The following is an 18,703-nucleotide window of genomic DNA, read 5'->3' as shown; positions in this document are numbered from 1 at the left end:
GCCGACGTGCGGGGTCGGGGCGGGTTCGCCTCCGGCGGGGGGCGGCCGGGTGGCTACGGTGGGACCCGTGATACGCATCCAGCGCGCGGGCGACCGGTACCCCGGCGGCGACCCGGCAGCGGGCATCGACACCCGGCACGCCTTCTCCTTCGGCCCGCACTACGACCCCGACAACCTCCGCTTCGGCTCGCTGATCGCCTGCAACGAGGAGCGGCTCGCCCCGGGGGCCGGATTCGACGAGCACCCGCACAGCCACACCGAGATCGTCACCTGGGTCGTGGAGGGCGAACTCACCCACCGCGACTCGACGGGCCGCGCGACGCTCGTCCGCGCGGGCGACCTCCAGCACCTCAGCGCGGCGTCCGGCGTCCGGCACGTGGAACGCAACGACGCCGACACCCCCCTGGTCTTCGTACAGATGTGGCTCGCCCCGCCGTCGTTCGGCGGGGAGCCGGCGTACGAGGTGGTACGGGACACGGGAGGGAACCTCGCGTACGAGGTCCCGGGCGCGACCCTCCGCGTCCACCGCCTGAAGAAGGACGAACGGCCCCCGCTCCCGGACGCCGACTCCGTCTACGTCTACGTGACGCGCGGCACGGTGCGCGTCGGCACCGAGGACCTCACCCCGGGCGACGCGGCCCGCGCCACCGACGAGAAGGGCCTCGTTCTGCTCGCGACGGGCGACGCGGAGGTCCTGGTGTGGGAGATGCGGCGTCCGGCCGCTTGAAGCGGTGGTGTGGCATCGCCACACCGGAAGGGCGGCTCCGCGGAGTACCCGTTTTCCGGCGAAGTCACCCGGTCTTATCCGGCGGAATCGCGTGCAACGGTCCAGTAGCTCATCAATTCTTCCGCTTCTTCCTGTTTCCCGAGTTCGCGGAAGATCGTGACCGCTTGCTCGAAGACGCTCATGGCCTCCTCGAACCGGCCCAGATCGTTGAGTGCGAGACCCGTGTTGCCCAGAGCCGAGCCCTCGTTGGAGCGGTCGCCGTGCTCGCGGAAGACGGTGACCGCCGGCGTGAAGGCCTTGATGGCCTCCTCGAACCGCCCGGCTTCGTACTGTGCGAATCCCAGGCCGAACAGAGCCCTGCCTTCCGCGGGGCGGTCGTGGACCTCGCGGAAGGCGGCGACCGACTGGGTGAGATGGTCGATGGCCTCTTCGAGTCGCTCTGTTTCGCCGAGGGCGACGCCCAGGTTGAGCAGGGCCCAGGCTTCTCCGTACCGGTCGCCCGCCTCCTGACGGACGGCCAGCTCCCGGGTGTGGGCGTCGATGGCCGCCTCCGGCCGGTCCAACGCGATCAGCGAGGTGCCGAGGTTGCCCAGGGCCTGGCCTTCGAGGTGGCGGTCGCCCAGCTCCCGGAAGAGGGTGACCGCCTGGGTGTGGACGTCTACGGCTTGTTCGAACCGCTTCGCTCCGCCGAGCGCGGTCCCGAGGTTGTCCAGCGCCCTGCCCTCACTGTGGCGGTCGCCGAGCTCGCGGAACGTGGCCGCCGCCCGGGTGTGGGCGTCGACGGCCTCTTCGACGCGCCCCACCGCCTGCAGGGCGAGGGCGCGGTTGTCCCGTGCCCAGGCTTCACGGTGGCGGTCGCGCAGCTCTCGGAAGAGGGTGACCGCCCCGGTGTGGGCTTCGATGGCCTCCTCGAACCGCTCCACTGCCTGAAGGGAGCTGCCGCGATTGTCCAGGACTCGTGCTTCGCTGTGGCGGTCGCGCAGCTCCCGGAAGATGACGGCCGCCCGGGTGTGGGCGTCGACGGCCTCCTCAAGGCGCCCCGACGCGCCGAAGTTGGTGCCGAGGCTGTCCAGCGCTTCGGCTTCACCGTGACGATCGTCGAGGGACCGCCAGATCGTCAGGCTCTGGGTGTGGGTTTCGACGGCCTTGTCGAACTGTCGCACCTCGTTGAGCACGATGCCGAGGTTGTTCAGTGTCTGGGCTTCGCCGGCGCGGTCCTCGACTTCGCGCCAGATCGCCAGGCACTCGACGTAGGTGTCGATGGCCTCTTCGAACCGCCGTACCTTCCACAACGCGTTGCCCAGGCTGTTCAGCAGTCCGCCTTCGTTGTCGCGGTCGCTTCGGTCCCGGCAGATGGAAAGGGCGGCTTGGGCGAGGGTGACCCAGTCGTCGAAGTAGCGACGGTCGTCGAGGTACGGGGCGATGCTGAGCACGAGGCGGGGGGTGGTGGCGGCGTGCCCGAGCTCCGGGGCGACGGTGGCGGTGGCGATCAGGTTGTCCCGTTCGGCGTCCAGCCACGCGAGGGCGGCGACGCGGTCCGGGAAGTGTTCGGTGGGAGGGCCGAACGGATGGACCAGGTGGCTGCCGGCGGCTTCGGCGGTGTCCTCGTAGTGGGCGAACAGGCGGGCGCGGGCGGCGTCGCGTTGATCGGGGGCTGCTCGGGCGAGGCCGTGTTCGGTGGCGTGGAGGCGGACCAGGTCGTGCATACGCCAGCGGCCCCAGATGGTGCCGAGTTCGATGAGGTGGGCGTCGGCGAGGTGTCGCAGGAGTTCTTCCACCTGGTCGGGGGTGCCGTCGGCGAGGTGGGCCGCGGCTTCGGTGGAGAGGGCGGGACCGGGGTTGAGGGGCAGGAGGCGAAAGAGCCGGGCCTGGTCGTCGGGCAGGATTCGGTAGGACAGGTCGAAGGCGGCGCGGACCGCGCGGTCGGGGCGGGCCAGCTTGTCCAGCCGGCTGTGTTCGTCCCGAAGGGCGGTGGCCAGGGAGGCGGCGGGTCGGGTGGGTGTGGCGGCCAGCGTGGCGGCGGCGATGCGCAGTGCCAGCGGGAGGCCGGCGCACAGACGGGCGATCAGGCCGGCTGATGCGGGATCGTCGCTGATGCGGGTGTCGTCGCTTCCGCGGGCGTGCCGCACGGCGAGGTCGAGCAGATCGGTGGCGGCGCTCTCGTCGAGGGTGTCGAGGTCGTGGAGGCGCGCGTCGAGGCCGTCGAGCGTGTGGCGGGAGGTGACCAGGGCGGCGGTGACCCCGTCGGTGGGCAGCAGGGGGGCGGCTTGGTCGGTGGTGGAGGCGTTGTCGATGACGACGAGGACGCGTCGGCCTTCGGCGGCGTAGGCGGCCAGGACGCTCCGGTAGAGCCGTTGCCGGTCTTCCAGGCTGTGGGGGATGCGCTCGCCGGGCACGGCCAGGGCGCGCAGCAGGCCTTCCAGGGCGCGTTCGGGGGAGAGGCGGCGTTCGGGGTCGTATCCGGCGAGGTCCGTGAACAGCACACCGCCGGGGAACCAGCCGGGTTGCCGGAGGGCGAGGGCGGCGGTTTGGACGGCGAGTTCGGTCTTGCCGATGCCGGCCAGCCCCGACACCGCGCTCACCAGGACCGCGCGTTGCGGCGCCCCGCCCCCGTCGTCATCGAGGACGGGGGCGGGGCGGGGGGCGAGGTCTGCGAGGAGCTGCTCGACGTGCCGGTCCCGGCCGGTGAAGGCCGGTGCCCGGGGAGGCAGACCGGACAGCGCCGGGGTGATGGCGGGTGGCAGCTGTACGGTGATGTCCCGGCCCTGGACGACGGCGTGGAAGAAGACCCCACCGCTGACCGTGTTGACGGTTGCACCGCCCTCGCGGGCCTCGCCCGTGCCGGTCACGGCGTGGTGCCGGCGGGGCCGCCTTCGGAGGTCGGGGAAGCGGGCGGGGCGGGAGGCGTGCCGAAGGTGAAGCTGCCGGAGAAGTCCTTGCCCTGCAGGACCGGACCGTGCAGTGTTCCGCCCGTGATCGAGTTCAGCACCACACCGTCCTGATCCTGCAGTGCGGCGGCCTGCTGCTGCCATGCCGCGAGACCGGCACGGAAGTCGGTGTCAACGGCCGCCCGGAGCGCCAACGCCGTGCTCAGCTCCTGCGCGCGTCCCTGGTCGTTCGGTTCCTCGGACAGACGCACCAGTTCCACCTCCCCGGTGCTGACCGCGGGGGCCTGTTCCCCAGCTCCTCGGGAGAACGGACGCCGAACCAGCGCGCTCAGTCCCGCCCAGCTCTGTCGGCCGAGCTCGCCACCGACGCCGCCGGCCAGTGCTGCCAGAAGCCCTATCGATACCGGATCCATGATCCACCATCCTTGGCCTTGTGTAAGAGGACACTCACAGTAAGTGACGCGAGGGTGGCGAGTAGGGTTGTCTCCCCTGTCCGCGGAAAAGCGGCCACGGCGAAGCTGACACCATGCGGTGTCATGGCAGACGACAGCACCAAGGGGTTCCGGGCGGGGCGGACGGCGCTCGTCGTCCGGATCCCGGAGGCGGAGCCGGTGGTCCGAGGGTGGCGCGAGCGGTTCGACCCCTCGGCCCGGGACGGGGTCCCGGCCCACGTCACCGTGCTCTTCCCGTTCCTCGACGAGAGCCGGGTGGACGCGTCCGTCCATGCCGCGCTCACGGACGTACTGGGCGGCCACCCGTCCTTCGACCTGCGGTTCGGGAAGTGCGGTCGGCTTTCGGACGTGCTGTACCTCGTTCCCGAACCCGGCACACCACTGCGGCGGCTCACGGAGTCGGTCGCCGAGCGCTGGCCCGAGGCCCCGCCATACGGCGGCCGGTTCACCGAGATCATTCCGCACCTGACCGTCGCTCAGGGGCAGGAAGAGGCCGTCCTGGCGGAGATCGAGGCCGACCTCGCGGGCGGGCTCCCGTTCACCTCCCGCGTCTCGTCGGTCGGGCTCATCGTCCACGACGGCACGCGATGGCGGGAACGGGCGTCTTTCGCACTGGGTACGGGCCACTGACCGACCGCTCCGGCGGGAAGCCTGCTCCTTCGGGACCCCATGGACGCGGATCACAAATCGAAGGGCTTCCAGTCGACGCAATCGGGGCGATTCCCGCCCGAGAAGACGAATTGCTTCACGGTCGCCCGGACGAGGTCGAGCGGGATCTCGCAGTTCTCCGGGAAGTAAGCCTCGTGCCCGGCGACGTGATAGAGCGGTTCGCAGCCGTCCCGCAGGTCACCCGCCGTCACGTAGGTGCCCTCTTCGTAGCCGAAGCTGATCGCCCCTCTGCGGAGTTCCGGGTTCACGCCGATGATGAACTCGTGGTCCGGGGAACCGGACGGAAGTGTCCTGCGGTCCGTGGAGACCACCTTTGCGGCCGTACGGAATTCCTCGCCGGAAAGGAGGTGGTCGATCATCCGGTCCACGTCTTCGGGCGTTTCGATCTCGTCCGGTCCGTTCCCGTGGTCGTCCTTGTAGTGGGCTTCGGCTCTGGTCCTCACTCACCCTCCCGATCCGGACGTGCCGACGCGAGGCACGCGGCGGCGGCCGCGACCGTCGACGCCGTATCCGTCGCCCCGGCGAACAGGCACGTGCCGTCGGCGTCGCACCGCACCTCGTCGGAGCCGCCGACCGCCGTGCCGTCCGCGCCGGGGACGGCGCTCTAGCGGAGCCCGTCCACGAAGGCCTGCCACGCCTCGGCGCCCATGACCAGGGCCGGGCCCGCCGGGTTCTTGCTGTCGCGGACCGGGACGGCGCCGGGGAAGCCGTCGGCGACCTCGACGCACTCGCCGCCGTTGGTGCCGCTGTACGACGACTTCCGCCACCGCGCTCCGGTCAGGTCAGGACGGGTCTCCATAACGTTCCTCCATCACGCGCGCGATCAGTGCCGCCGAGTCCTCGACAGAGAGGGCCGTGGCTTGCAGTCGAGCGTAACCGAAGGAACGCTCCTTGATCACGGGAGGATTGGCGGTCATGTGACCCTGGTCGTAGCCGTCGATGTAGAAGATGTCGGGGTCGCCATCAAACCTGAAGAGGGTGAACGACCCCATCAGTCCCGTGTGCTCGCCGGCGCCGAACGGAAGCACCTGGATCTGGACCCACGGGTTGTCGCGGAAGGTCAACAGGTGGGCCAGTTGGCCGCGCATGACCTCGCGGTCGCCCACCTTCTGCATCAGGACGGCCTCGCTCAGCACGACCCACAGGGCGGGCGGCTCGTCGCGTTCCAGGACGCGCTGGCGTTCCAGCCGGGCCGCCACCATCTCCTCGGCCTTGTCCGGGTAGTCGACGGCGAGCAGGGCCCGCGCGTACTCCGGCGTCTGCAACAGGCCGTACACGACCTGCGTCTGGAAGGTGGAGATGTACGTGGCGCGGGCCTCCAGTTCCGCGACCGGCTGGAACCACGCGGGCAACTGGCTGCGCAGCACCAGGCCGATCAGGCGGGAGAACGTCCCGCCCGTGCCGAGCGCCGCGTCCACCCGCTCCGAGAACTCGCGGGTGGGGACCTTCCTCGTCGTCTCGATCTGGCCGACGAGGGACCCCGTGCAGAAGATGACGTCCCCCAGCTGTTGCTGGGTGAGCCGGTGGTCCTCTCGTCGGCGGCGGAGTTCCCACCCGTAGTAGTCCAGCGGCGAAGCGCTGGGATCAAGTTCCTGAATGTTGACCATGGTCAGCACCTCCGGCCTGCGGCTCTCCTGTCGCTGCGTCGCCGAGCGTAGTCAGGAGGTCGCGGGCCGGAGGCGTGAATCACGTAAACCACCCCTGGGGGTGGGCCTGTTGGCGCCCCGGCTCAGCTCAGCGCGCTCTTCGCCTTCCAGTCCGCCCAGTTCACGTTCCACGCGCCGTAGCCGTTGCCCTCGGCGACCGTGCCCTTCGTGTCGGCGCCCTCGATCTCGAACGGGTCGCCCGGCTTCACCAGGCCGTAGAGGGCCGCCGCGTTCTCGTCGCTCATGCCGATGCAGCCCGAGCTGTGGTTGGCGTTGCCGAAGTAGCGGGCGTTCCACGGGGCCGCGTGGGCGTACATGCCCGACCAGGTCAGGCGCATCGAGTAGTCGACCATCTTGTCGTAGGCGTCGCCCAGGCCGACGGTCTCCGAGTTCATGTTGATGGTGCCCTCCTTCGCCATCAGGACGGCCGTGCCCCGCCAGGAGCGCTTGTCGCCGCCCGGGGTGCCGCCGGAGACCGGGATCGTGCGGACGGCGCTGCCGTTCTTCAGGACCGTGAGCCGGTGGCTGTCCAGGTCCACCTTCACCACCTGCGCGTCGCCCACCGTGAAGCCCGTGGCGTAGTCCCGTACGAACCAGCCGCCGCCCGAGTCCGTGCCGCTCAGGGCCGCTTCGAGGGTGACCTTCGTGCCCGGCTTCCAGTACTCCTTCGGCCGCCAGTCCGCCCTGTCCCGGCCCGACCAGTCCTTCACCCAGCCCCAGGAGCCCTCGGTGGCGTTCGAGGTCGTCACCTTGAGCTGCCTCTCGACGTCCGCCTTCTTCGTCACCGGGTGGTCGAAGACGATCGAGAGGGGGTGCGCGATGCCCACGGTGGTGTTCTTGCCCGGGGCCAGCGTCAGCTTGTTGACCTTCTCCGGGTCCGGCGTCGAGAAGGACGAACGGGTCGTCGTCTCCTTGCCGTCGGCGCCGCCGGCCGTGACCTCCACCGTGTACGAGGTGCCCGGGGCCGCCTTGCGGTCCGACGTCCAGCGCGTGCCGTCCGCGTTCGTACGGCCGGGCAGGGCCCCGCCCTTCGCGTCGGTGACCTTGACGCCCGCCAGCTTGCCGCCCGTGGCCGTCACCGTCACCGGCTTGCCCGCCGCCTTGTCCACGACCGTCACCTTCGCCGGTGGCGCAGGCGACCGCTCCGCCGGCGACTTGTCCGCGGCCTGGGCCGAGCAGGCCGTGAGCGAGACCGCCAGGGCGACGGCGGCGAGGGTGGGACGGGATGTGCGTATCGGCAGCACGGAAGGCCTCCGCGGGTGGGGAAGAGTGGGATGTTCCGGACTGTAGGACGGCCGGAACGGCTCGGAGGTTTCCGAACGCGCGTGTGACGTGGGCTGCGACGGAACGGTCACCGTCCGGTCACACACGCCGCGCGGCTCCGTCGCATTCGGCTGTGAGCCTGCTGTGCGCCCCACCACCGAGGGGCGGAACCAGGAGGCCCCGTTGTGTCAGCGTCGCTCGTGACGGCCGCGCCCGTCGAACGGACCGCTCCGCTCCGGCTCGGCCCCGTGACGCCCGAGGCGTACCGGGCGTTCCTCGCCACCCGGACAGGCGCGGACGGGCCCAGCTTCCTCCAAGTGCCCTCGTGGGCCCGGGTGAAGGAGGGGTGGTGCCACCAACTGGTGGGATGGGGGCCCGAAGGGGGCGCGCTGACCGGCGTCGCCCTGGTGCTCCTGCGGCCCTTCCCCGGCACCCGCAAGTACTTCGCCTACCTCCCCGAAGGCCCCGTCGCCGACTGGGCCGACCCCGACCTGGACGGATGGCTCGGGCCGCTCCTCGGGCACTTGAGGACCTCCGGCGCCTTCGCCGTGCGCATCGGACCCGCCCCCGCCCACCGCCGCTGGAACGCCTCCACCGTCAAGGCCGCCGCCGGAACCGGCCGCAGGATCTCCGACGTCCTCGCCGACGAGGTCGACCCGCTCGGCACCGCCGTCGCCGAACGCCTCCGGGCCCGGGGCTGGCGGCGCTGCGGCGGCGACTCCGAGGACGGCGCCGACGCCCAGCCCCGGCACGTCTTCCAGGTCCCGCTGACCGGCCGCAGCGCCGACGACCTGTGGTCCGGGCTCAACCAGGAGTGGCGCAGGAACGTCCGCAGGGCCCGCAAGGCCGGCGTCGAGGTCACGGTCGGCTCCGCCGCCGACCTGCCCGAGTTCTACCGGCTGCTCCGGATCACGGAGGAGCGGGACGGATTCCGGCTCGGGCGTTCGCTCGCGTACTACGAGCGCCAGTACGCCGTCCTCAACGCCGAGGAGCCGGGTCGGATGAAGCTCTACCTGGCCCGCCACGGGGGCGAGGTCCTCGCCGCGCACACCATGGTCACCGTGGGCGGACGCGTCTGGTACCAGACCGGCGCCTCCGCCGACCACCGGCGCGAGGTCCGCCCCTCCAACGCCCTCCAGTGGCGCATGCTGCTCGACGCCCACGCCCTCGGCGCCGCCGTCTACGACCTGCGCGGGGTACCCTCCACCCTCGACCCGGACGACCGCGCCCACGGCCTCCTCCGCTGGAAGCTCGGCACGGGCGGCCGGGTCGTCGAGACGCTGGGGGAGTGGGAGACACCGATGCGGGGCACGACCAACCAGGCGCTCCACCGCGCCTTCCAGGCCTACCTGGCCCGCCGATGACGGCACCCGTGTCCGTGGCGGACACCCCGGCCGCCGCGAAGGCCTTGAAGGCGAAGGCCCCCTCCGCCCTCCGCAGCGGCGCCCTCATGGCCGCCGGATCGCTCGTCTCCCGCGCCACCGGCTTCGTCCGCGCCGCCGTCGTCGCCGCCGCGCTCGGCGCGGCCGTCGTCGCCGACGGCTACGCGGTCGGGAACTCCGTCCCCACGATCATCTACACCCTGCTCCTGGGCGGCGCCCTCAACGCCGTCTTCGTCCCCGAGCTCGTCAAGGCCGCCAAGGAGCACGAGGACGGCGGCGTCGCCTACACCGACCGGCTGCTCACGCTGTGCGCGCTCGCCCTCGTGGCGCTCACGGGCGCCGCCGTGCTCGCCGCGCCCGCCGTCGTCGACACGTACACCGACTACACGGGCGCGCAGCGGGAGATGACCGTCGCCTTCGCCCGCGCCTGCCTCCCGCAGATCTTCTTCCTCGGGCTCTTCACGCTCCTCGGGCAGGTCCTCAACGCCCGGGGCCGGTTCGGCGCCATGATGTGGACGCCCGTCCTCAACAACGTGGTCGTGGTGGCGGTCTTCGGCCTCTTCCTGCTGGTGAGCGACGGGGGCGCGCTCAGCGCGGGGGAGACCGCGCTCCTCGGGTGGGGCACCACCGCCGGGATCGCGCTCCAGGCCCTGGCCCTCGTGCCCCCGCTGCGCGCCGCCGGGTTCCGCTGGCGGCCCCGCTTCGACTGGCGCGGCAGCGGCCTCACGGCCCCGCTGCGGTCGGCCGGCTGGCTGGTGCTGCTCGTCCTCACCAACCAGGGCGCGTACTGGGTGACCACCTGGATCGCCACCTCGGCGGGCGGCTCGGCGGCCGGCGGCGGTTCGGGCCTCGCCGGGTACAACAACGCCTATCTGCTGTGGGCCGTCCCCCACGGCATCGTCACCGTCTCCCTGGTCACCGCGCTGCTGCCCCGGATGAGCGGGGCGGCGGCCGACGGCGACCTCGCCGGGGTCCGGCGGGACGTCTCGTACGCGCTGCGGACCAGCTCCGCCGCCGTCGTCCCCGCCGCCTGCGCGCTCCTCGCGCTCGCCGTGCCCCTGATGACGGTGGTCTTCCGGTACGGGGCGACGGACGACGGCGACATCCGCGCGATGTCCTGGATCCTGATGGCCCTCGCGCCCGGCCTGGTGGCCCTCTCCGGCCAGTACGTGTGCACCCGCGCCTTCTACGCCCTGCGCGACACCCGCACCCCCTTCCTGCTCAACCTGGTGATCGCCGGGCTGAACGCGGGCCTCTCCTTCGCCGCGTACCTCCTGCTGCCCGCCCGCTGGGCCGTCGCCGGGATGGCGGGGGCGTACTCGCTGGCGCTGTGGGCGGGGTGGGGCGTGACGGCGTACGTGCTGCGGCGGCGGCTCGGGAGCGCCGAGGGGTCCGGGGAGACCGGGGAGTCCGGGGGCTCCGTCGCCGGGCTCGCGCGGCTGCTCGTCGCCGCCGTGCCCGCCGCCGGGTACGGGCTCCTCGTCACCGACCTGGTCGGTCCGGCCGGGGCCGTGCCCGCCGGGACCGCCGGGGCGCTCACGATCCTCGCCGTCTTCGCCGTCCTGGCCCGGCCCCTGCGCCTCACCGAACTGCGGGACCTGCTGGGACGGCTCCGGCTCCCCGTCCGCCGCCCGTGACCCGCTCCGACGACCTTGGGATACTCCACGACATGCCCCGCGTGCTCCTCATAGAAGACGACCCCTCCGTCCGCGAGGGCGTCGAACTCGGGCTGCGGCGGCGCGGGCACGAGGTGCGGACCGCGCCCACCGGGGAGGCGGGGCTCGCCGCGCTCGGGGAGTTCCGGCCGGACCTGCTCCTGCTCGACCTGATGCTGCCCGGCATGAACGGCGTCCAGGTCTGCCGCCGGGTCCGGGAGGGCAGCCAGCTCCCGATCATCATGCTGACCGCCCGGGGCGACGACTTCGACGTCGTCGTCGGCCTGGAGGCCGGAGCCGACGACTACATCGTCAAGCCCGCCCGCACGGAGGTCATCGAGGCGCGGATACGGGCCGTGCTCCGGCGGATCGAGGAGCCCGGCTCCGGGCGGTCCGCCGTCGAGGTCCACGGGGAGCTGGCCGTCGACCGGGCCGGGCTCACCGTCGCCAAGGCGGGCGAGCGGATCGCCCTCGCCCCCTCCGAGATGAAGCTGCTGCTCCACCTCTCCGCCGCCCCCGAGCAGGTCTTCAGCCGGCAGCAGCTCCTCGAACACGTCTGGGAGCACAGCTACCACGGGGACGCCCGGCTGGTCGACGCCTGCGTCCGCCGGCTCCGGAACAAGATCGAGGACGTCCCCGGCGAACCCCGCTACATCCAGACCCTGCGCGGCTTCGGCTACCGCTTCGGGCCGCTGTGAAGCTCCGCCGGGGAAAGGGCGGGGGTTCCGGGGCGCCCGATCCCGGGTCGCGCCGCCGGACCCGCGCCCCGCGCCTGCGTCCGCACCCCTTCGGGCTGCGGACCCGGCTCGTCCTCGCCTTCCTGCTCGTCGCCGCCGTCGGCTGCGGCACCACCGCCGCCCTCACCTACCGGGCCGCCCGCAACGCCGTCCTGGAGCAGACCCAGGACACCGCCGTCTCCGCCTTCCGCGAGCAGGTCGACGAGCTGTACGTCGGCCTGCCCGTCGACGCCGACTCCCTGCGGGACACGGCCCTCCGGATCGCCCGCCAGGGCAAGCCCCGCCCCTGGCGCGTCTACGCCGAGTACGGCACCGTCCGCGTCTCCTCCACCGACCGGCCCACCTCCTCCGTCATCACCCCCGAACTGCGGGCCCGCGCCCAGGCCCGGGACGCCTCCCCGCACGCCGGGTTCCAGCGGGTCGTGAAGAACGGCACCCCCTACCTGACCATCGCCGTCCCCGCCGTCTTCCGGACCCACGCGACCGAGGGAACCGCCCGACCGACCGGCCTCGTCCTCTACGCCGTCATGGAGCTGAACGAGGAGGAGGCCAGCGTCGAGGCCATGGTCACCGCCGCCCGCGACGGCGCCCTGCCCGCCCTCGCCGTCGCCCTGATCCCCGCGCTGCTCGCCGCCCGCGGCGTCCTGCGGCCCGTGCGGGAGCTGCGGCACGCCGCCCACAGCATGGGGCAGGGCCGCCTCGACACCCGCATCCGCATCAAGGGCGGCGACGAACTCTCCGACCTGGCCCGCACGTTCAACGAGTCGGCCGCCCGGCTCGAACGCTCCGTCACCGAACTCCGCGAGGCCGAGGCCCGCGCCCGCCGCTTCGCCTCCGACGTCTCGCACGAACTGCGCACCCCGCTCGCCGGGATGCTCGCCGTCACCGAGGTCCTGGACGAGGACGCCGGGAGCCTCGACAGCGACACCGCCCGCGCGGTCCGCCTGATCAGCACCGAGACCGGGAAGCTCGCCGTGCTCGTCGAGGACCTGATGGAGATCTCCCGCTTCGACGCGCGCGCCGCCGAGCTGCGCACGGACGAGGTCGACGCCGCCGACTGCGTCCGCAAGACCCTCCAGCACCGCCACTGGGACGACCCGGCGCGGGTCGTCCCGCACCTGGCGGAGGGGATCAGGGCCCGGCTCGACCCGCGCCGCTTCGACGTCGTCGTCGCCAACCTCGTCGGCAACGCGCTGCGGCACGGCGCGGCGCCCGTCACGGTACGGCTGTACGCGGAGGGGGGCGTGCTGGTGACGGAGGTGTCCGACCGGGGCCCCGGCATCGACCCGGAGGTCCTGCCGCACGTCTTCGACCGCTTCTACAAGGCCGACCGGGCCAGGACCCGTTCGGCGGGCAGCGGCCTCGGCCTCGCGATCACCCTGGAGAACGTACGGCTCCACGGCGGCACCGTCACGGCGGCCAACCGGCCGGAGGGCGGGGCCGTGTTCACCGTACGGACGCCGCTGTGAGGCGCCGGGCGGCCGCGGCCCTGCTCCTGCCGCTCGCCCTGGCCGGCTGCGGCATACAGGAGACCGACGTCGTCGAGGCGGGCGGGGCCGCGACCGTCGTCGTCCAGCCGGTCCCCGAGGACCGGATGACGCTCTACTTCGTCGGCCCCGACGGCCGGATGATGCCGATGGTCCGCGACATGGGCCGCCCCTGGCCGTCCACCACCTCCCCGGCCGGCGACACGGTCCCGTACGACGGTTTCGGGCCGGAGTACGAGATCTCCGCCGGGGCCCCGCGCCGCGAGCGGATCGGCACCGACAAGGTCCTCGCCGCGCTGATGGCCGGGCCGAGGGACCCGGAGACGGCGGCGGGCGCCACCACCGCCCTGCCGCAGGGCGGCAAGGGGACTCCGCGCGTGGAGGCGGAGCCGGGCGGACCCTCCGCCCCGGCGCGCCGGCTCCGGGTCCCCTTCCCCGTGAAGGGGCTCCCGGAGGCGGCCGTCCGCCAGCTCGTGTGCACGACCGCCTTCGCGGAGGACCCGGCGGGCCGGACCGAGGTGACGGTCACCGGCCCCGACGGCTCCCTGCCCGCCGCCCGCTGCGAGGATTAGGGCGCGTCCGGCCGCGATCCGCCGGACAGGCCCCGGGGCGCGTCCGGCCGTGGTCCGCCGGACATGCCTTGGAGTGCGTCCGGCCGCGATCCGCCGGGCGGGATTCAGGCGCGGGCGAACGCCCGGCCCGCGATGACGTTCGCGATCACCACGTAGACGACCGCCGGGATGCCGTAGTCGAGCAGCACCTGGAAGGTGTGCGCGGAGACGTCGAAGAGCCCGATCGACCAGGCGGCGAGCCAGTCGGCAGCGGAGTGGAACCAGCCGACGACGGTGTTGCCCCGGTTGGCGTCGAGCAGGTCCATGAGGATCCAGACGACCAGGATGCCCGCGAGGACGTGGGCCACGGTTCTTATGACGGAGTCGATGCCTCTCATGGACTCCGTTTTGCCCGCCTCGGCCGCGACAAACGGCCCCGGCGGGCCTGTTACACCGCCCGCAGGTCCGCCAGGACCGCGTCCGTGAACGCCGGCCAGGCCTCGACCGCCCACGGCCCGAAGGGCCGGTCGGTGAGCGCCACGCACGCGGCCCGCGCGTCCGGGTCGATCCACAGGAAGGTGCCGGACTGCCCGAAGTGCCCGAAGGCGCGCGGCGAGGAGCCGGCGCCCGTCCAGTGCGGGGACTTCCCGTCGCGGATCTCGAAGCCGAGCCCCCAGTCGTTCGGCCGCTGGTGCCCGTAGCCGGGCAGGATGCCGGTCAGACCGGGGTACGTCACGGTCATCGCGTCCAGGACGGTCCGGGCGTCGAGCAGCCGGGGCGCCTGCACCTCGGCGGCGAACCGCACCAGGTCGTCCACGGTCGACACGCCGTCCTTGGCCGGCGAGCCCTCCAGGGTCGTCGACGCCATGCCGAGCGGCTCCAGGACCGCCTGGTGCAGGTAGTCGGCGAAGGGGATGTCGGTGGCCTTGGCGACGTGGTCGCCGAGGGCCTCGAAGCCGGTGTTGGAGTAGATCCGGCGGGTGCCCGGCGCGGCCTGGACCCGGTTCTCGTCGAAGGCGAGGCCCGAGGTGTGGGCGAGGAGGTGGCGGACGGTCGAGCCCTCGGGCCCGGCCGGCTCGTCCAGGTCGATCGCCCCCTCCTCGTACGCGACGAGCACCGCGTACGCCGCCAGCGGCTTGGTCACCGAGGCGAGCGGGAAGCGCCGCCCGGTGGGGCCGTGGGCCCCGGCGAGGGTGCCGTCCGCGCGGACCACGGCGGCGGCCGCGACGGGGACGGGCCAGCCCTCGATCGACGCCAGGCTCGGCAGACCGTTCTCCACGCTGTTCTCCACGGGACTCTCCATGCGACCGAGCCTAACGCCCCCTTCGGAACGGGCTTGCTTCGAGTGCACTCCAACCCCCTAGCGTGGAGACATGAGCGCGATCGCGAGCACGAGCGGTACGGCCGTGAGCGGTACGGCCACGGGCGGTACGACCACCGGCGGCGCCCGGACGCCGCACCACACCATCAGCGAGGTCGCCGCCCTGACCGGCCTCTCGGCGCACACCCTGCGCTGGTACGAACGGATCGGCCTCATGCCGCACGTCGACCGCTCGCACACGGGACAGCGCCGCTTCACCCCGCGCGACCTGGACTGGCTGGCCTTCGTCGGCAAGCTGCGGCTGACCGGGATGCCGGTCGCCGACATGGTCCGGTACGCCGAGCTGGTGCGCGCCGGGGGCCACACCCACCAGGAGCGGCGCGAGCTCCTCGAAGCCACCCGGCGGGACGTCCTCGCCCGGATCGCCGAGCTCCAGGACACGCTCGCCGTGCTCGACGTCAAGATCGACCACTACGGGACCGTATGCGGAGGAACACCCTCATGACCAGCGTGAACAGGATCGACACCGTGCGCCTCGGGGGCCAGGACGGACCGGAGGCCGGGGTCCAGGGCTTCGGCGCCATGGGCATCAGCGAGTTCTACGGCGCCACCGACGAGGCCGCCGCCCGCGACACCCTCGACGCGGCCCTGGAGGCCGGCGTCACCCTGATCGACACCGCCGACATCTACGGCAGCGGCGCCAACGAGGAGTTCCTCGCCCCCTTCCTCGCCGCCCACCGCGACGAGGTCGTCCTCGCCACCAAGTTCGCCATCGAGCGGCGCGCCGACGACCCCGCCTACCGGGCCGTCCGCAACGACCCCGCGTACATCAGGGGTGCCGTCGAGGCGAGCCTGCGCCGCCTCGGCGTCGAGACCATCGACCTCTACTACATGCACCGCCGCGACCCGGGGGTCCCGTTCGCCGAGTCCGTGGGCGCGATGGCCGAGCTCGTCCGGGAGGGCAAGGTCCGCCACCTGGGCCTGAGCGAGGTCACCGGGCCCGAGCTGCGCGAGGCCCACGCCGTGCACCCGATCGCCGCCCTCCAGTCGGAGTGGTCGCTCTTCTCCCGGGACGTGGAGCGCAGCGCCGTCGGCGCCGCCGCCGACCTCGGCGTGACCGTCGTGCCGTACTCGCCGCTCGGCCGGGGCTTCCTGACCGGGGCGTTCGCGGACGCGGGCAAGGAGCTCCAGGGCGATGACTTCCGGGCCCAGCAGCCCCGCTTCACCGGCGAGAACGCGGAGCGCAACGCCGCCCTCCTCGACCCGGTCCGCAAGATCGCCGCCGCCCACGGGGCGACCCCGGCGCAGATCGCCCTCGCCTGGGTCCACCGGCGGGCCTCCGTGCACGGCCTCACGGTCGTCCCGATCCCCGGCACCCGCAAGCGCTCCCGCCTCCTGGAGAACGCGGCCGCCACCCGCATCGTCCTCACCGACGCCGAACTGGCGGAGCTGGAGCCGATCGCCGGCCTGGTGGCGGGCGACCGCTACCCGGACATGAGCTTCACGTCGGTGGGCCGGGAGGTCTGAGCACCCCGGGGAAGGGTTCACCCGAGCCCCAGGGCGAAGACCCCGAAGCCCGCCGCGAGCAGCCCCGCCAGGGCGCGGCGGGCGGGCCCGGCCCCCGTCCACGGGGACTCGAAGCCCCGCGCGTACCGCCCGATCAGGACGAGGAGCCCGGCGAAGACCGGCAGCCAGGCGAGCCGGGCCAGGATCCAGCCCGCCGAGTCGGGCGCGCCGACCAGGCCCGGGACCTCCCCGGCGTACGCGGCGGGGACCGCGGCGGCCAGCATCGCCGTCTGGTGCCAGCACAGGACCGTCATCGCCGAGAGGTTCACGACCACGACCGGCGCCCAGAGCGCGGGCCGCCGCAGGAGCGCGCCCAGCCGGTCGCGGAGCAGGACCGCGGCCCCGCTCTGCGCGGCGGCGAGCGCGAGGACGAGCAGCGACGGCGGGTGGGAGTTGGTGCGCGCCTCGCCGGGGACGCCGACCATCGACGCGGGATAGCCGAAGGCGAGCAGCAGCGCGGCGAAGAGGGCGGCCCCGCCGAGGAGGAGGGCCCACGCGTGGCGCCGGGTCACCCGGCCCTCGCCCCACGAGACGCCGAGCTGATAGGCGAAGAGCCAGCCGGGCAGGATGTTCAGCAGGCCCAGCCAGGACGGCACGGCGTCGGCGTACGGCCCGTACCGCAGCAGGTCGACGACGGCCACCGAGCCGAGCAGCGGAGCCGCCGCCCACACCCCGAGGCGCCGGGCGGCCCGCACGCAGAGCGGGGTGAGCGCGGTGACCACCGTGTAGACCCCGACGAACCAGAGCGGCTGGATCACGAGCGTGGACGCCGTCCGCAGGGTGTCCACGGGCACCCCGGGCCCGAAGCGCAGCAGGGGCAGGAGCACCGCCCACACGGCGGTGACCCCGAGCACCGGCCGCCCGAGCCGGGCGAGCCGGGCCCTCAGCCAGTCGCCCGTGGAGCCCTTCCGGCGCCGGTACGAGAGGACGGACGCGTACCCGCCGACCAGGAAGAAGATCCCCAGCATCTGGAGGACCCAGCTCACCGGCGCGAACCCGGGGAAGGCGCCGAGCGGGCTGGCATTGTGGAGCGCGCCGTCGGCGGAGCGCGTGAAGCCGCCGAGCAGCCAGTGCCCGGTGGGCACGGCGAGCAGGGCGAGGGCCCGCAGCCCGTCGACCGCCCGGTCGCGGTGGGCGGGGGTGGCGGCCTCGATCCGCCGGGCCGCGCGCCTCACGAGGGCGGGGGCGCTCATCGGACGTCCCCCTCGGCGATCGCGGCGAACGCGCGCAGGGAGGAGGTCCCGGCCGCGAAGTAGCCGCCGTGGCCGGTGGCGTCCCCGGCCGGGATCCGGCGCGCGCCGAAGGACGGCTCGGTGGGGTCGGTCCCGTGCCCGAGGCCCGCGAACGAGACGTTCGGGACGCGGTCGATCCAGTCGGTCGGATCCTTCGCCGCCCACACCCGCGCGGAGGTGCCGAGCCCGGCGACGTTCCCGGCGCGCATCCCCGGCGAGCCGAACACCACCAGGTCCTTCGCCTTCAGCTCGTGGGCGGCGAGCCCGCAGACCACCGAGCCGTAGCTGTGGCAGAACACCGAGGGCTCGGCCGCCCCGACGGCCGCCAGGCCGTCCACGAACCGGGCGAGCCGCTCGGCCCCGGCCTCGGCGAGCCGCCCGGTGGCCGCGTCCAGGCCGACGCCGACGGGCGTGGTGTACCCGGCCCAGGCGACGACCGCCGTCCGGCCGCCGGTCGCCCGGTGCAGCGCGGACGCCATGTCCGCGAGCGGCCGGACGTGCCCGGCGTCGACGTCGGAGCCGGGCACGACCACCGCCACGTGCGCGGCCCGCGCCAGGTCCCCGTACACCAGGGCCACCTGGCCCCGGCCGCGCGGATCGAAGGCGAGCACCCGGGCGTCGCCGAACGCCCCCTTCGTGGCCAGGGCGTTGGCCTCGTACCGCAGCTCCGGCGGGGCCCCGTCGAGGTTCCCGACGACGGCCGGATGGTCCCGCACCAGCCTCTTCTTCTGTACGGGATCGAGTCCCGCGAAGAACCGCGCGGTCCCGGCCGGCCCCATCCCCTCCGGGTCCGGCAGCCCCGCCCCCACCCACGCCCCGACTCCGACCGGCGCCCCGGTCACGGCCTCCTGGGCGTCCCCGGACGCCCATCCGGCCGTCCCGGCGACGGCGACGGCCGCCAGGGCCACGGTGATCAGGGTCCTCGAAACGCGGCGCATGGGCCCGCCCTCCCTCTCCGGTTCCTCGTTCGTCCGCCGGTCGTCCGGCGACGGGAGGAAGGTAGGAAGGGGGTGGGTGACGGCACGTCACACCGGGGGGCCAATCACCGCTTGATACCGGGGTAGGGGGTGGAGGAGCGGCGGACCCCCAGGAGGGGGGTGGGGTTTTCCCCCGGGGGGTCTCCTCGT

The 18,703-nt window shown here is 73.4% G+C and carries 19 protein-coding genes; 9 read left to right on the top strand and 10 right to left on the bottom strand.

From position 1 onward, the window contains the following. Positions 1-67: 67 nt before the first annotated feature. Entirely contained in the window at positions 68-727 is a 660-nt protein-coding gene (locus AB0398_RS16810) for a pirin family protein (protein ID WP_366375731.1), read from the top strand. 74 nt (positions 728-801) lie between these two features. Here the strand turns inward: AB0398_RS16810 and AB0398_RS16805 are convergent, their stop codons facing one another. Together AB0398_RS16805 and AB0398_RS16800 are read right to left on the bottom strand one after the other, a co-directional pair. After that, positions 802-3,576: a tetratricopeptide repeat protein gene (locus AB0398_RS16805; protein WP_366375729.1), complete on the bottom strand. Its 2,775-nt coding sequence runs from the start codon at positions 3,574-3,576 to the stop codon at positions 802-804. Beyond that, entirely contained in the window at positions 3,573-4,028 is a 456-nt protein-coding gene (locus tag AB0398_RS16800) for a hypothetical protein (protein ID WP_366375728.1), read from the bottom strand. The genes AB0398_RS16805 and AB0398_RS16800 overlap by 4 nt, the downstream gene beginning before the upstream one ends. A gap of 123 nt (positions 4,029-4,151) precedes the next feature. On the opposite strand from AB0398_RS16800, the gene AB0398_RS16795 reads away from it, so the two are divergent. Beyond that, on the top strand, positions 4,152-4,697 hold the full coding sequence (locus tag AB0398_RS16795; protein ID WP_366375726.1) for a 2'-5' RNA ligase family protein: 546 nt from the start codon (positions 4,152-4,154) through the stop codon (positions 4,695-4,697). A 50-nt stretch (positions 4,698-4,747) separates the two neighbouring features. Here the strand turns inward: AB0398_RS16795 and AB0398_RS16790 are convergent, their stop codons facing one another. The 4 genes from AB0398_RS16790 to AB0398_RS16775 all read right to left on the bottom strand — a co-directional run bounded on the left by AB0398_RS16790 (position 4,748) and on the right by AB0398_RS16775 (position 7,626). After that, positions 4,748-5,179 (bottom strand): Imm1 family immunity protein, encoded by a 432-nt coding sequence (locus AB0398_RS16790; RefSeq protein WP_366375724.1) that lies wholly within the window; start codon positions 5,177-5,179, stop codon positions 4,748-4,750. A gap of 161 nt (positions 5,180-5,340) precedes the next feature. Beyond that, positions 5,341-5,535, bottom strand: a complete 195-nt coding sequence (locus AB0398_RS16785; RefSeq protein WP_366375723.1) for a DUF397 domain-containing protein — start codon at positions 5,533-5,535, stop codon at positions 5,341-5,343. Beyond that, positions 5,519-6,343, bottom strand: coding sequence for a helix-turn-helix transcriptional regulator (locus AB0398_RS16780; protein ID WP_366375721.1), 825 nt, complete (start codon positions 6,341-6,343; stop codon positions 5,519-5,521). The genes AB0398_RS16785 and AB0398_RS16780 overlap by 17 nt, the downstream gene beginning before the upstream one ends. A gap of 122 nt (positions 6,344-6,465) precedes the next feature. Then, on the bottom strand, positions 6,466-7,626 hold the full coding sequence (locus AB0398_RS16775; RefSeq protein ID WP_366375719.1) for an Ig-like domain-containing protein: 1,161 nt from the start codon (positions 7,624-7,626) through the stop codon (positions 6,466-6,468). A 204-nt stretch (positions 7,627-7,830) separates the two neighbouring features. Here AB0398_RS16775 and AB0398_RS16770 point away from each other — a divergent pair, with 204 nt between their 5' ends. The 5 genes from AB0398_RS16770 to AB0398_RS16750 are packed head-to-tail and all read left to right on the top strand — an operon-like array spanning position 7,831 to position 13,478. Beyond that, positions 7,831-9,009: a peptidoglycan bridge formation glycyltransferase FemA/FemB family protein gene (locus AB0398_RS16770; protein ID WP_366375717.1), complete on the top strand. Its 1,179-nt coding sequence runs from the start codon at positions 7,831-7,833 to the stop codon at positions 9,007-9,009. Then, on the top strand, positions 9,006-10,664 hold the full coding sequence (murJ, locus tag AB0398_RS16765; protein WP_366375715.1) for a murein biosynthesis integral membrane protein MurJ: 1,659 nt from the start codon (positions 9,006-9,008) through the stop codon (positions 10,662-10,664). Before AB0398_RS16770 ends, murJ begins: the two co-directional genes overlap by 4 nt. Before the next feature lie 32 nt (positions 10,665-10,696). Further along, positions 10,697-11,380 carry a response regulator transcription factor gene (locus tag AB0398_RS16760; protein ID WP_125667274.1) on the top strand — a complete coding sequence of 228 codons (684 nt, stop codon included), beginning with the start codon at positions 10,697-10,699 and terminating at the stop codon, positions 11,378-11,380. Next, positions 11,377-12,888: a HAMP domain-containing sensor histidine kinase gene (locus AB0398_RS16755; protein WP_366375713.1), complete on the top strand. Its 1,512-nt coding sequence runs from the start codon at positions 11,377-11,379 to the stop codon at positions 12,886-12,888. Before AB0398_RS16760 ends, AB0398_RS16755 begins: the two co-directional genes overlap by 4 nt. Further along, positions 12,885-13,478, top strand: a complete 594-nt coding sequence (locus AB0398_RS16750; protein ID WP_366375712.1) for a hypothetical protein — start codon at positions 12,885-12,887, stop codon at positions 13,476-13,478. The genes AB0398_RS16755 and AB0398_RS16750 overlap by 4 nt, the downstream gene beginning before the upstream one ends. A 104-nt stretch (positions 13,479-13,582) precedes the next feature. Here AB0398_RS16750 and AB0398_RS16745 read toward each other — a convergent pair whose 3' ends face one another. Together AB0398_RS16745 and AB0398_RS16740 are read right to left on the bottom strand one after the other, a co-directional pair. Further along, the gene (locus tag AB0398_RS16745; RefSeq protein ID WP_366375711.1) at positions 13,583-13,855 is read right to left on the bottom strand and encodes a hypothetical protein; all 273 of its coding nucleotides are present in this window, start codon (positions 13,853-13,855) and stop codon (positions 13,583-13,585) included. A gap of 50 nt (positions 13,856-13,905) precedes the next feature. Further along, positions 13,906-14,724, bottom strand: coding sequence for a serine hydrolase domain-containing protein (locus AB0398_RS16740; protein WP_366375889.1), 819 nt, complete (start codon positions 14,722-14,724; stop codon positions 13,906-13,908). Between the two features lie 106 nt (positions 14,725-14,830). On the opposite strand from AB0398_RS16740, the gene AB0398_RS16735 reads away from it, so the two are divergent. Both AB0398_RS16735 and AB0398_RS16730 read left to right on the top strand, forming a co-directional pair. Further along, positions 14,831-15,283: a MerR family transcriptional regulator gene (locus AB0398_RS16735; protein ID WP_366375709.1), complete on the top strand. Its 453-nt coding sequence runs from the start codon at positions 14,831-14,833 to the stop codon at positions 15,281-15,283. After that, the gene (locus AB0398_RS16730) at positions 15,280-16,305 is read left to right on the top strand and encodes an aldo/keto reductase (protein WP_366375708.1); all 1,026 of its coding nucleotides are present in this window, start codon (positions 15,280-15,282) and stop codon (positions 16,303-16,305) included. The genes AB0398_RS16735 and AB0398_RS16730 overlap by 4 nt, the downstream gene beginning before the upstream one ends. A 17-nt stretch (positions 16,306-16,322) precedes the next feature. On the opposite strand, the gene AB0398_RS16725 is transcribed toward AB0398_RS16730, so the two are convergent. Both AB0398_RS16725 and AB0398_RS16720 read right to left on the bottom strand, forming a co-directional pair. Next, positions 16,323-17,537 (bottom strand): acyltransferase, encoded by a 1,215-nt coding sequence (locus AB0398_RS16725; RefSeq protein WP_366375706.1) that lies wholly within the window; start codon positions 17,535-17,537, stop codon positions 16,323-16,325. Beyond that, positions 17,534-18,514, bottom strand: a complete 981-nt coding sequence (locus AB0398_RS16720) for an alpha/beta hydrolase (protein ID WP_366375704.1) — start codon at positions 18,512-18,514, stop codon at positions 17,534-17,536. Before AB0398_RS16720 ends, AB0398_RS16725 begins: the two co-directional genes overlap by 4 nt. Positions 18,515-18,703: the final 189 nt, after the last annotated feature.

This window comes from Streptomyces sp. NPDC086147 (assembly GCF_040702165.1).
Classification (GTDB): Bacteria; Actinomycetota; Actinomycetes; order Streptomycetales; family Streptomycetaceae; genus Streptomyces.
Note: the sequence above shows the minus strand (reverse complement) of the source record. Positions and strands in the feature narration are given on the sequence as shown.

Coding starts and splice junctions, on each gene's coding strand:
- AB0398_RS16785 (WP_366375723.1), bottom strand. CDS start 5,535: ATGGAGACCCGTCCTGACCTGACCGGAGCGCGGTGGCGGAAGTCGTCG.
- AB0398_RS16760 (WP_125667274.1), top strand. CDS start 10,697: ATGCCCCGCGTGCTCCTCATAGAAGACGACCCCTCCGTCCGCGAGGGC.
- AB0398_RS16735 (WP_366375709.1), top strand. CDS start 14,831: ATGAGCGCGATCGCGAGCACGAGCGGTACGGCCGTGAGCGGTACGGCC.
- AB0398_RS16745 (WP_366375711.1), bottom strand. CDS start 13,855: ATGAGAGGCATCGACTCCGTCATAAGAACCGTGGCCCACGTCCTCGCG.
- AB0398_RS16725 (WP_366375706.1), bottom strand. CDS start 17,537: ATGAGCGCCCCCGCCCTCGTGAGGCGCGCGGCCCGGCGGATCGAGGCC.
- AB0398_RS16720 (WP_366375704.1), bottom strand. CDS start 18,514: ATGCGCCGCGTTTCGAGGACCCTGATCACCGTGGCCCTGGCGGCCGTC.
- AB0398_RS16795 (WP_366375726.1), top strand. CDS start 4,152: ATGGCAGACGACAGCACCAAGGGGTTCCGGGCGGGGCGGACGGCGCTC.
- murJ (WP_366375715.1), top strand. CDS start 9,006: ATGACGGCACCCGTGTCCGTGGCGGACACCCCGGCCGCCGCGAAGGCC.
- AB0398_RS16800 (WP_366375728.1), bottom strand. CDS start 4,028: ATGGATCCGGTATCGATAGGGCTTCTGGCAGCACTGGCCGGCGGCGTC.
- AB0398_RS16780 (WP_366375721.1), bottom strand. CDS start 6,343: ATGGTCAACATTCAGGAACTTGATCCCAGCGCTTCGCCGCTGGACTAC.
- AB0398_RS16730 (WP_366375708.1), top strand. CDS start 15,280: ATGACCAGCGTGAACAGGATCGACACCGTGCGCCTCGGGGGCCAGGAC.